The organism is Kitasatospora sp. MBT66 (assembly GCF_000710405.2).
Lineage (GTDB): Bacteria > Actinomycetota > Actinomycetes > Streptomycetales > Streptomycetaceae > Kitasatospora > Kitasatospora purpeofusca.
Genome location: NZ_JAIY01000016.1, coordinates 638,522 through 648,958, shown reverse-complemented (window position 1 = coordinate 648,958; position 10,437 = coordinate 638,522). Strand labels below are relative to the sequence as shown.

The 10,437-nt window shown below is 75.3% G+C and carries 12 protein-coding genes and 1 pseudogene; 7 read left to right on the top strand and 6 right to left on the bottom strand.

Going from position 1 to position 10,437, the window contains the following annotated elements:
• Window positions 1-125: 125 nt before the first annotated feature.
• A complete protein-coding gene (locus BI06_RS47310) occupies window positions 126-560 on the bottom strand; it encodes a peptidase inhibitor family I36 protein (RefSeq protein WP_043476051.1) in 435 nt (144 codons plus the stop codon).
• A gap of 425 nt (window positions 561-985) precedes the next feature.
• Between BI06_RS47310 and BI06_RS38770 the strand changes: the two genes are divergently transcribed.
• Window positions 986-1,945: a hypothetical protein gene (locus BI06_RS38770; protein WP_149030618.1), complete on the top strand. Its 960-nt coding sequence runs from the start codon at window positions 986-988 to the stop codon at window positions 1,943-1,945.
• Between the two features lie 137 nt (window positions 1,946-2,082).
• Here the strand turns inward: BI06_RS38770 and BI06_RS38765 are convergent, their stop codons facing one another.
• Entirely contained in the window at window positions 2,083-2,460 is a 378-nt protein-coding gene (locus BI06_RS38765) for a hypothetical protein (protein ID WP_030393917.1), read from the bottom strand.
• A gap of 483 nt (window positions 2,461-2,943) precedes the next feature.
• Here BI06_RS38765 and BI06_RS48885 point away from each other — a divergent pair, with 483 nt between their 5' ends.
• The 4 genes and pseudogenes from BI06_RS48885 to BI06_RS47300 all read left to right on the top strand — a co-directional run.
• Window positions 2,944-3,402: a hypothetical protein gene (locus BI06_RS48885; RefSeq protein WP_030393916.1), complete on the top strand. Its 459-nt coding sequence runs from the start codon at window positions 2,944-2,946 to the stop codon at window positions 3,400-3,402.
• A 68-nt stretch (window positions 3,403-3,470) separates the two neighbouring features.
• Entirely contained in the window at window positions 3,471-3,992 is a 522-nt protein-coding gene (locus tag BI06_RS48880) for a hypothetical protein (protein WP_149030617.1), read from the top strand.
• Window positions 3,992-4,333 carry a hypothetical protein gene (locus BI06_RS38750; RefSeq protein WP_051742782.1) on the top strand — a complete coding sequence of 114 codons (342 nt, stop codon included), beginning with the start codon at window positions 3,992-3,994 and terminating at the stop codon, window positions 4,331-4,333. Before BI06_RS48880 ends, BI06_RS38750 begins: the two co-directional genes overlap by 1 nt.
• A gap of 51 nt (window positions 4,334-4,384) precedes the next feature.
• Window positions 4,385-4,942, top strand: a pseudogene (locus BI06_RS47300) (DJ-1/PfpI family protein); the annotation flags it as partial.
• A 101-nt stretch (window positions 4,943-5,043) separates the two neighbouring features.
• Here BI06_RS47300 and ligD read toward each other — a convergent pair.
• A complete protein-coding gene (gene ligD / locus BI06_RS55705; protein ID WP_149030616.1) occupies window positions 5,044-6,891 on the bottom strand; it encodes a non-homologous end-joining DNA ligase in 1,848 nt (615 codons plus the stop codon).
• Window positions 6,892-7,068: 177 nt separating this feature from the next.
• On the opposite strand from ligD, the gene BI06_RS38735 reads away from it, so the two are divergent.
• Both BI06_RS38735 and BI06_RS38730 read left to right on the top strand, forming a co-directional pair.
• On the top strand, window positions 7,069-7,365 hold the full coding sequence (locus BI06_RS38735) for a putative quinol monooxygenase (RefSeq protein WP_030393911.1): 297 nt from the start codon (window positions 7,069-7,071) through the stop codon (window positions 7,363-7,365).
• 264 nt (window positions 7,366-7,629) lie between these two features.
• Window positions 7,630-8,082 (top strand): GNAT family N-acetyltransferase, encoded by a 453-nt coding sequence (locus BI06_RS38730; RefSeq protein ID WP_369826367.1) that lies wholly within the window; start codon window positions 7,630-7,632, stop codon window positions 8,080-8,082.
• A gap of 125 nt (window positions 8,083-8,207) precedes the next feature.
• On the opposite strand, the gene BI06_RS38725 is transcribed toward BI06_RS38730, so the two are convergent.
• From BI06_RS38725 to BI06_RS38715, 3 genes are all read right to left on the bottom strand, one after another.
• A complete protein-coding gene (locus BI06_RS38725) occupies window positions 8,208-8,852 on the bottom strand; it encodes a TetR/AcrR family transcriptional regulator (RefSeq protein WP_082558995.1) in 645 nt (214 codons plus the stop codon).
• Window positions 8,849-10,018, bottom strand: coding sequence for a saccharopine dehydrogenase (locus BI06_RS38720; RefSeq protein ID WP_233290463.1), 1,170 nt, complete (start codon window positions 10,016-10,018; stop codon window positions 8,849-8,851). Before BI06_RS38720 ends, BI06_RS38725 begins: the two co-directional genes overlap by 4 nt.
• Before the next feature lie 58 nt (window positions 10,019-10,076).
• A partial coding sequence (locus BI06_RS38715) for an MmcQ/YjbR family DNA-binding protein (protein ID WP_304440902.1) occupies window positions 10,077-10,437 on the bottom strand: 361 nt, incomplete at its 5' end.

The following is a 10,437-nucleotide window of genomic DNA, read 5'->3' as shown; positions in this document are numbered from 1 at the left end:
CCGGGCCCGGCCCGCGGGCCCCGACGCCTCCGAAGGGATGCGTCGGGGCCCGCAGGCCGGTCGGACCGGTGGTCAGGGCCTCGGAGCGGTCCGGCGATCCCCGCTCGGCCGCTGCCCCGGAATTCTCAGGGGCAGTACTGGAAGAAGTCGAGGCACTGCGACGCGTTGTTGTTCTTCAGCTGGTCGTTGAGGTTGGCGCCGGTCAGGCGCTTGATGAACTGGCTCGGGCCGCTGTTGTTCGAGTTGAAGTAGACCGTCACGCTGTAGTTGAGGTTGAAGTTCCACGCCGACGCGGCGTTGTTCTTCACGTACGACCCGGCGCCGTTGCCCCCCGAGAACCTGTACCAGTTCGGAGCGCCGTAGTTCTCGGGGGTCTGCGAGTTGCCCCGGCCGTCCTCGAACGTGGCGCCCTTGAAGTCGGAGTTGAAGTAGAGGCAGAAGTCGCTACCGCTGCACGTGCCCGGGTTCGGGGCGGCGGAAGCGGCCGGCACCGAAAACGCGAGACCGCCGGCGGCGAGCAGCGCCGCGACCCCGATCCTGATATTCCCCGTGAGTTTCATGGTCACCTTTCGGGTGCTCGAATCGGCACGTCGAGCCGGATCGTGGACCGAAGTCCGGGCCGCCGGTCGCCCGCTCGAATCGCGGTCCGGCCTGCTCCGAATCGGCTGACGCCCCGGAGGTGGAAGTGCGCCCGTCCCACCGGGCCCTGAGTATCATCAGACAGCGCCCCACCCCGGTCAAGGCTCCTGACGGCCACTCACATCAGCTTTGCGGTAAGGAATGCGGGGGATATCGACCGCTCCGTGACGTATGCCAACAGCACGACCGCTCCCGGACTCGGCGTCCATATCGGGCGAACGCGGACGCACCGCGTGAACGGGGGCCAGGGGGCGAATGGCCGACCGATCGACCGGAATGCACGAGTACCACCAAGAAATCGGAAAAAGCCTCGAAGGGACCGAATGCCGTGCCGCGCGGAAATCCGATGATTCGAGCGACCCTTCTTCTGGCGGGACTCCTCGCCGCGACCTCCGCGGCCTGCACGAGTGCGGGCGGACCGGACTCGGGCCGCCCGCCGGACTCCCCGGCACCGGCCGGCTCCGCTGCCGCCGTCCCGGTAGCCCCCGCTCCCGCCGTCCCGGACGTCCCCGTGCTGGCGAGCACCTCGGACCGGGCGCTCCCGGTCGAGAAGTACCTGATCAACCCGGAGGAGAACGCGCGGATGGACCGCGGCTGGGCCCGTCTGGTCTCGACCTGCATGAAGAGGTTCGGGCTGGACTACGAGCCGGCGGTCCGCGAGTCCGACCGACGCACCGGCCAGACCGCGCACCGGTACGACCCCACCGACCCGGCCGTCGCCGCCGTCCGCGGGTACCACGGCGATGCCTCGGGGGACGGGTCGACGCCGACACCGACCGAGTCCCTCTCCCCGGACGTGCGCCTCGTGCTCGGCGCGGGGAGCGGGGCACCCCAAGCTCCGGGGGGTTCCCGGACGGGGGTCTTCCGCGGGACCCCGATCCCTCCGGGCGGATGCGCGGGCGAGGCCCAGCAGGCGGTCACCGCGGGCGGCGGGACGTTCCAGGACGCGCAGGTGGCCGTGGACGTCAACTTCGGCAACTACCAACGGTCGACGGCCGACGAGAGGGTCAAGGAGGTGTTCCGGAAATGGTCCTCGTGCATGAAGGCGAGCGGATTCGACTACGGGACGCCGGCCGCCGCCGCGAACGACCCCGCCTGGCACTCCCCGGTCCCCTCGGCGACCGAGCTGGCCACGGCGGCCGCCGATGTCCGGTGCAAGCGGGAGAACAACGTGGTCGGCGTCTGGTTTACGGTCGAATCCGCCTACGAGGAGCGGGAGATCGAGGAGAAGCTGCCGGAACTCACCCGGGTGCGGGAATCGATCGACATCACCCTCCGGAACGCGGCGGCCGCCCTGCTGCCCTGAGCGCCGCCGCCCTGAGCGCCGCCGCCCTGAGCGCCGCCGCCCTGAGCGCCGCCGCCCCGGGCCGGCCCACGCCGCCCCGCACCCGCCGCCCCGCACCGCCGCCTGGCTCGGCGAACACCGGTTCGTCGGCGGTCGGTTCACCCGGACGGGGCCTGGTCGTCGAACCAGGCGCGGCCGACGGGGGAGAGGAAGGTGCGGAGGACGAAGGCGCCGAGGGCGATGCCGGTGAGGGCGGCGAGGGAGCCGGTCAGCAGGAGGAGGGCGGCCGTCGCCACCGAGAGGGCCTCGACGACGACCACGGTGGTCCTGGTCCAGCCCGCGCGGCGGGAGGCGAGGCCGGCGCAGGTGCCGAGCAGCAGGCCCACCAGGACGGAGGCCATCGCGATGAACCGTACCGGTGCGACCTCGCCGCCCTGGTTGCGGCCGAGGGCGGCGAGCAGCACGAGGCCCGCGAATCCGCTGAGTGCGGCGTGCACCCACACGCCCGCGACCGCCCACCTGACCGCCCGCGGCATGCGCCGCGCTGTCCACTGGTCCGTCATCGCTGACCACCCCCGGTCGTCGAGCGGCCCTGCTCGGTGGCCGGGCCGTACCGGCGAGGATCGGGGCGGTTCCGGCGGACTGTCAATGGAACGGATGCGCTCCGCGTCGGTGCGGTCACCGTCCGCCGCTGGTTGCGGGGGCTGCCGCGACCCGAGCTTGAGGGCGCGACCGAAGGGGCCGCGCGCCCCCAGGGACCGGTCCGCGCGGGGGTGTGTCGCCGGAGGCCGCCGTTCCGCGAGTCGTCCCCTTCCCCGTCCCCGTTCGGTGCGGTGGGGCGGGCGGTGAGCGGGGTGATCATGGCTCGATCCTGGCACGGCCGGGCGCCGGCGCCGAGAGGATTCCGGACAGCTGCGAGTCGTCACCCGGAGTGACCCGGGACGCCGGGCGGTCCCGGGGGCGCGGGCCTAACCTGGAAGGGCGCGCCGGTGCGTGGTGCGGAACGGGAACGGTGGGCCATGACAGTCGTCTCGGCGGCACTCTTCGGGGCCGGTTGGCGTGCGACGTCACGCGGTTCCGCCGCCCTGCTGCGCGAGTGCGCGGCACGGGGCTGGACGGTGGTCCTGACCGCCCCCGGCCCGAGCGGGACCCCGGCACTCACCGTGACCGATCCTGGCCGCGATCCGGTCCGGGTCGCCCTCGACCTGGTCGACGGCAAACCGTCGCACGCCGTGTTCGTCGCCGCGAGCGCGCCCGAGGTCCGGGTCGCGCGGCTGGCCGGAGTGCCCTGTGTCGCGGTGCTCGGTCCCGGCCCCGGTGTCACGGCCGCGGAGGTGAGGGCGGCGGGAGCCGCCGAGGTGCACCCCGACGCCGCGGCCCTGTTGTGTGTGCTGGACGACAGCCTGCTCGCCCGTCCGCGGGCGTTCGGCGACCGTCGCCCGGCCGCGTCCGTCGCCCTCGCGGGCCGGAGCGGTTAGCGCACCCCCCACCGGGCAGACGCCCGGACGGGATGTCGTCGTCACCGGACGTGCCGGAGGTGACCGAGATGGACGGACCCGCTTTGAGCGGACGGGAGCGGCGGCTCCTCGCCGAGATCGAGTGCGATCTGAGCCGGGACACCCGCCTCGACCGGCGGTTGAGCACGATGGGAGCGGAACGGCCGCACCGCGTCGGGAGCGCGCTGCGCGGCCTCGGCCGCCGATTGCCGACCGGCGTGCTGATGACGGCGCTGGTGATGGCGGCGCTCTGCCTCAGCATCGCGGTGCGCAAGCCGACGGCCGTGGTGGCGATCGCCACGGGAGCCGTGTGGGTCGGCAGCGTCATGATCGCGGCCGGTCTCTCGGTCGTGCTGCGCCGCCACCGGCGGCACCGGGTGGACCCGGCGGTCGGCTCGCCGGACCGGGGGGACCACTGGGGCCGCGGGCCGTGGCCCGGTGAGCACCGGAGCTGGGGCCCGTACCACGACCGGGGCGACGGCCGGGGCGCCGGTCGGGCCGACGACCCGGGTGACGACCGCGACGACCCGGGCCGCCGCGAACGCCGCCCGTGGGACCACCCGGAGGCGTGATGACCACCGAGCTGAGGGAGTACCGTCCGGGCTCCCACCATGCCGCCGACCTCGTCCTGGTCGGCTACGACGTCGAGGCGACGGACGGCCCGCTCGGCCGGGTCGAGCAGGACGCCGGGGACCACCTGCTGGTGGACACCAGGCCGTGGGTGCCGGGCGCCCCGCTGCTGGTCCCGATCGGGACGGTCGCTCGGGTCGACCACCTGGAGCTGGTCGTCCACCTGGACTGCGCGCGCGCCCGGATCCGCCTCGCCCCGCCGCCCGCCGCCGTCGAACTGGCCGGGCGCGGCCCGACCGCCGCCGACCGCGTGGACCGGTCCGGTGCGCGCCCCGGCGGCTGAGCCGGTGCGAGCCGTGTCCGTGAGCGGAGGGAGAACCGGGTGGTGGCCCGGATGCCGCTGACCGTCCTCACCGGCCGGACGATCGCCTTCCTGGTCGCTCCCGAGGGCGCCGAGCAGGTGGACCTCACCGTCCCCTGGCAGGCCGTGGCGGAGGCCGGCGGCACGCCGCGGCTGCTGTCCACCCGCCCCGGACTCGTCGACGCGTACCGGCACCTCGACCGGGCGGACGCCTTCCCCGTCGACGACGTGGTCGCGCTGGCGCACCCGGCTGCCTACGACGGCCTGGTACTGCCCGGGGGCGTCGCCAACCCCGACTGCCTGCGCCTGGACCGCGCGGCCGTGGCCCTGGTCCACCAACTGGCCGCCGCCGGCCGGCCGGTCGCGGTGACCGGCCACGGCGCGTGGACGCTGATCGAGGCGGACGCGGTGCGCGGACGCACCCTCACCTCCTCGCCGAGCATCCGCACCGACCTGGTGAACGCCGGCGCCTACTGGGCCGACGAACCGGTCCACGTCTGCCGGGACGGACCCGGGGTGCTGGTCTCCGGCCGTCGGCCGAGCGACCTGCCGGCCTTCACCGAGGCCCTGGTGACGGAGTTCGCGCACGCCCGGCCGGCTGGCGGCCCGCACCCGCCGTGGGCCCTCGCCCACGAGCCGGTCCCGTCCCGCCACACCGAGGGAGAAGCGAACCGAACTGACGGCGCAGGTCCTCAGTCGCCGCGCAGGCGGACGAACAGCGCCGCCGGCGGCCGGCCGGTGACGGTCACCTCGGCCCGCAGCGGGGCGGTCAGCGGCCGGACGTCGCCGTACTGCGGATCGTGGACGGGCGCCCCGAGCCGCCCGGCGGCCAGCTCCGCCACCTGCCGCGACTGGAGCGGCGACAGCGGCGGGGAGGAGAGCAGCACCCGGCCGTCGTCCAGCTCCAGGACCACCGCCCGGGGCCGCGCGGGCGGTCCGGTCACGGCGCGGACGGTGGCGTCCACGGTGTCGCCGCGCCGGTACTTCACCCAGACCCGGCCCGCCCCGCGCGGCCGGTACGCCGAACCGGCGGCCTTGCAGACCAGCCCCTCCACGCCGGTGTCGGCGAGCTGCTCCGTCCAGGTCAGCGCCTCGGCCCGGTCGGTGGTCGCCAGGACCGGCTGGACCGGCGGCGGCACCTCGGCCAGCGCGGCCAGCAGCAACCGCCGCCGGTCGGCCAGCGGCAGGGACCGGACGTCCCGGCCGGGCAGGGCGAGCACGTCGAAGGCGATCAGCCCCAGCGCCACGTCCTCGGCGGCCCCGTCCCGCCTGGTCCGCAGCAGCTCCTCGAAGGCGAACCGGCCGCCGCGCCAGGCGACCAGCTCGGCGTCCAGCACCAGCCCGGCCGGCAGCCGGGCGACGGCCGCGGCGATCGGCGGGAACTCGGCGGCGAGGTCCCGTCCGGAGCGGGACTGCAGGAACGCCGGGCGGTCCGGCCCCCGGGCGAAGGCCACGCAGCGGAAGCCGTCCAGCTTCAGTTCGTAGAGCACCCCGGCGCCGCCGAGGCCGTCCGCCGGCGGCACGGCGGGCACGGCGGCCGGGCGCATCACCTCCACCGGAGGGGTCAGGACCACCGGGTCGCGGCCGCCCGAGGACGGGGACTTGGACTTGGACCGGGCCGGGGCCGGGGACGCGGGTCGGGCGCGGTGCGGCGCGGCCGCGGGCAGCGGCCGGGCCCGCGCCGGATCCAGCAGCGGCCCGAGCGGATCCCCGTGGGCCGCCAGCCGCTCCGGCACCTCGGCGATCGTGAACACCAGCTCCGCCGCCGACCCGGCCGCGTCCAGCTCCGCCCAGGACAGCGGCGCCGACACCGTCGGCCGCTCCTGCGCCCGCACCGTGTACGGGGCGGCCGTGGTCTTCTTCGCCGAGTTCTGGGACCAGTCGACCAGCACCCGGCCGGTGCGGCGGGCCTTCGCCATGGTGTGCACGACCAGCTCCGGGCGGGCCGCCTCCAGCTCGGCCGCCAGCTCCTTCGCGTAGGCGGACACCCGGGCGCTCGGCGTGGGCTCCAGCGGCACCAGCAGATGGAGGCCCTTGCCGCCGGAGGTCTTCACCCAGACCTCCAGACCGTCCGCCGCGAGCCGCTCGCGGAGCAGCCCGGCCACGGTGCGACAGGTGAGGACGTCCGCCCCCGCGCCCGGATCGAGGTCCAGCACCAACCGGTCCGCCAGCCCGGGCGCGCCGGCGTGCCACTGCGGCACGTGCAGCTCCAGACAGCCCAGGTTGACCACCGAGAGCAGCCCGGCGCCGTCCTCCAGCACCACCTGGCGCAGCTCGCCGCTGTTGCTCGGCACCTCCGCCGTGCGCACCCAGTCGGGCGTGCCGGGCGGTGGGTTCTTCGCCACGAACACCTCGGCCGCCACGCCGTCCGGGCAGCGCAGGAAGGACACCGGACGGTCGCGCAGGTGCGGCAGCAGGGCGCTGTGGACGGCGGCGTAGTAGCGCAGGACCTCGCCCTTGAGGGTGCCGGTCCGCGGGAAGTAGACCTTGTCCAGGTGCGAGAGCGCGAGGGTGCGCCCGTCGACCGTCATCTGCGGCATCGCCGCCTCCGGGGCTGCGCGCGGGCCCGGGTCCACCGGGCCCTCCGCGGCCAGTCTGCCCGCCGCCGGGGCACGGCGCGAGCCGTCCCGCCGGTGCCCGCCGCCCGGAATAGGTGCGGTCCCGGCCCTGTTGGCCACCGGTGATCGCAGACGATCACCGGAATCCAGGGGGACGCAATGAGTGGACCGATCACCGCTGTCGCCAGACTGAAGGCCGCACCGGGGCAGGAGGAGCTGGTACGGGCCCAGGCGCTGTCACTGGTCGCGCCGACGCTCGCCGAGCCCGGCTGCCTGTTCTACCGCCCGTACCAGGACCCGCTCGACCCCGCGTCCTGGGTGGTCGTCGAACAGTGGGCGACCCGGGCCGACTTCGACGCCCACCTCGCCGCGCCCCACATGGCCGAGGCCTTCGCCGCCGGCCCCACCCTGCTGGCCGCCCCGCCGGACCTCCAACTCCTCACCGACCTGGCCTGACACCCGCCCGGGGCACCGGGCCGAGGGAACGGCGCGGCGGCTGGCCTGCGCCCGGGGATCGGGGCCTTCGCCCCCGTCCCGGCCCTCGTCCGGTGACCCGGCGGACAGGCTCCGCAGCCATGACCAACTCCGCCTGATCGGCCCCAGCCTGGCGCTGCGCGAGGTCGAACCCGCGGACACCGGCGACCTCCTGGCGATCTACGGTGACCCGAAGCCACCCGGCACCTCAGCTTCGAACCCCGCACCCGCGAGCAGGTCGACGCGATCACTGCCCGCTCCGTCGACTCCGCGCACGCCACCCCGCGTACCGAGTACTGCCTGGCCGTGACCCGACGCGGCGAGCACCGGCTGATCGGCTACGCCCGCCTGGCCACCGAGCCGCAGCAGGCCGCCACCATCGGCTTCGCCCTCCACCCGGCCGCATGGGGCAAGGGCCTCGGCACCGAGACCGTCCACCTGCTCTGCGCCCTCGGCTTCGACGTCCTCGGCCTGCACCGCATCTGGGCCGCCCGAGCACCGCTCAACGAGGCCTCGGCCCGGACCCTGCTCCGGGCCGGAATGACCGAGGACGGTCGGATCCGGGACCACGTGTTCGTCCACGGGGCATGGCGCGACTCGATCACCTACTCGATCCTGGAACACGAGTGGGCCCCGATCGACGGCCTGGACACCGGCGGAGCCGCCGGATCCGATCGCGGACCCGGCCCGGCAGGGTGATCCGCCCCTCGGTGTCGGATCCGAAGACGACCGACCCGGCGGCGCGGGTGTGTACTTCGGAACCGGGGGGCTCTACCGCTGGAGTGGGCGACGGGGATCGAACTCGCGCGACAAGCCCGGGTAGGTCAGGATCCGAGCAGGGCGTGGGCGGTGCGGACCAATGCCTCGTCGGTGGCGGGGTCGCGTTCGCCCGCCACTCCGGAGCGGAACAGCGATGCGCCCTCGATCAGCATGATGAACACCCCGGCGCGGGCGCGCAGTTCCTCCTCGGGCAGGTCGGGGTGGCGGCGGGCGAGGAAGGCGGTCACCTGGGTCCGGTAGTCGCCGTAGAAACCGCGGACGGCCGCGGACACGGTCGTGTCGCGGGCGGCCAGGGCCCACACCTCGACGAACAGCCGCATCAGGCGGGCGTCCTCCTGTTCGGCCAGCAGGGTGGTGACCACCCCGGCGGTTGCCCCGGGGGCATCGGCATCGGCGTCGGCGTCGGCGGCGAGCAGGGGCGCCAGTCGTTCGGCGGAGCGCCGCAGCACCCGCTCCAGTACGGCGGCGACCAGGTCCGCGTGGGTGGGGAAGTAGTACTGGAGGTGGCCCAGCCGTACGCCGGCCGCCGCGGCCACGGCGCGCATCGTCCACTCCGGGCCGCCCTCGGCGACCAGGACCTCCTCGGCGGCGTCCAGCAGGGCTTCCCGCCGTTCCGCGCCCTTCCGCCCCCGCCCTCGGGCCGGGGCGGCGGACGATGTGGACGGGGTCGGGTCGGGTGCGGTGCTCATGCTGCAGCATCCAAGCCCGGAGCGGAGCCGATGTCGACCGCTACCCCCAGGGCGGCGAGGTCGGCCACCACCCGGTCCGGCCGGGGGGTCTGCTCGGGGAAGGAGACGCCGGCCGGGGCTGCCGCCGCGCCGTCCGAGCCGAGGGCGCGGCGGAGGGCGAGCAGGCCGCCGACGGCGGTGAGGTGGGCCTGGCCGGCGCGGTCCTCGACGACCGCGGTGAGGGTGCGGCCGGCGTGCCCGACGTCGACGCGCAGCAGTGCGGTGCCGCCCGCGCCGGGGGAGTACAGCAGGGCGCGGCGGGCGGACTGCCAGCGTTCGCCCCGGCCCCAGCGGAAGAAGCCGGTGTGCTTGGCGGCCAGCAGGGCCCGGGTGCTGAGGTCGGAGCTGAATCCGATCCGGGTGGTGGCGGTGGTGGTGCCGAGGGTGAGCGGCAGGGTGAACTGCTCGGGCGTGTCGATCCGGGCGACCCGGGTGGGGTGGTCGCCGATCCGGACGGTGTGCGCCTCGGTCAGCGGGGCGACGGTGCGGCGCCGGCCCTCGCTGATCACCTCGTAGTCCAGCCCCAGCCGGTCCATGAACTCCACCGAGTCCGCGCCGGCCCGGTCGGCGAGGTCCCAGCGGATCGCGGTCTCGACCCGGTCCGCCCCGCCGAGGCGTTCGGCGAGCGCGGCCGCGACGAGTCCGACCACGCCGCCCATCCAGGCCGAGGAGAGCAGCACCGGCGCGGTGGGGCGCAGCAGCGCGGCCACGGTGGCGGCGCGCTGGAGGCGGACGGTCCAGCGGGTGACGTCCACGTACGGGACGCCGGCGCGGGCCGCCGCCCGGAGCACCCGGTCGTCGGGGTCGTTGACGACGCCGACGACGGCGCTCACCGCGGCGGTGAAGGGGGCGGGGTCGGCGAGGTCCCAGCGGCGGACGGCGGCGTGCGGGGCGCCGCCGAGTTCGCGGACGAGGTCCGCGCCGCGCTGCTCGGAGCGGCCGGTGAGCAGGACGGGGTGCTCGGCCGCGACCAGGCGGGCGAGTTCACTGCCGACCGTCCCGTAGCCGCCGACCAGCAGGACCGGTCCTCGGGGGTCGGGCGTGAGGAGGTCGGGCCCGAGGAGGTCGGGCCCGAGGAGGTCGGGGCTGTCGAGGTCGGGGGCCGGGGAACTCTTCGAAGTGGTCATACGCAAAAACTAGGTCAGGTGACCTAAAAATTACATCAAGAGAGCGAGGCGGCGACGGTCAAGGCCGCCGCTCGGCACCCCCGCCGGTCACCAGGGCGTGCGCGTCCGCGACCAGGTCCTCGACCCGCTCCCAGTCCACCGGCGGGACGTCGATGCGGACGCCGACCCAACCCCGGTGGCCGACGTAGGGCGGGCGGAAGAAGAGCTCCGGCTCCTCCGCGACCAGGAACTCCTGCGCGCCGGCCGCCGCCGGGCACCAGAACGCCAGGCGGTCGTCGTGGTGGCGCTCGGCGAGCATCACGAACACCCGCGCCCGGCGGCCGACGCCGGCGAACCAGGTCGGCTCGCCGTGGCTGACCCGCTCGTCCACCTCCGGCAGGGCCAGGCAGACGGCCCGCAGCCGCTTCACGGCCGCCCCG

Coding starts and splice junctions, on each gene's coding strand:
- BI06_RS47310 (WP_043476051.1), bottom strand. CDS start 560: ATGAAACTCACGGGGAATATCAGGATCGGGGTCGCGGCGCTGCTCGCC.
- BI06_RS38770 (WP_149030618.1), top strand. CDS start 986: ATGATTCGAGCGACCCTTCTTCTGGCGGGACTCCTCGCCGCGACCTCC.
- BI06_RS38765 (WP_030393917.1), bottom strand. CDS start 2,460: ATGCCGCGGGCGGTCAGGTGGGCGGTCGCGGGCGTGTGGGTGCACGCC.
- BI06_RS48885 (WP_030393916.1), top strand. CDS start 2,944: ATGACAGTCGTCTCGGCGGCACTCTTCGGGGCCGGTTGGCGTGCGACG.
- BI06_RS48880 (WP_149030617.1), top strand. CDS start 3,471: ATGGACGGACCCGCTTTGAGCGGACGGGAGCGGCGGCTCCTCGCCGAG.
- BI06_RS38750 (WP_051742782.1), top strand. CDS start 3,992: ATGACCACCGAGCTGAGGGAGTACCGTCCGGGCTCCCACCATGCCGCC.
- ligD (WP_149030616.1), bottom strand. CDS start 6,891: ATGCCGCAGATGACGGTCGACGGGCGCACCCTCGCGCTCTCGCACCTG.
- BI06_RS38735 (WP_030393911.1), top strand. CDS start 7,069: ATGAGTGGACCGATCACCGCTGTCGCCAGACTGAAGGCCGCACCGGGG.
- BI06_RS38725 (WP_082558995.1), bottom strand. CDS start 8,852: ATGAGCACCGCACCCGACCCGACCCCGTCCACATCGTCCGCCGCCCCG.
- BI06_RS38720 (WP_233290463.1), bottom strand. CDS start 10,018: ATGACCACTTCGAAGAGTTCCCCGGCCCCCGACCTCGACAGCCCCGAC.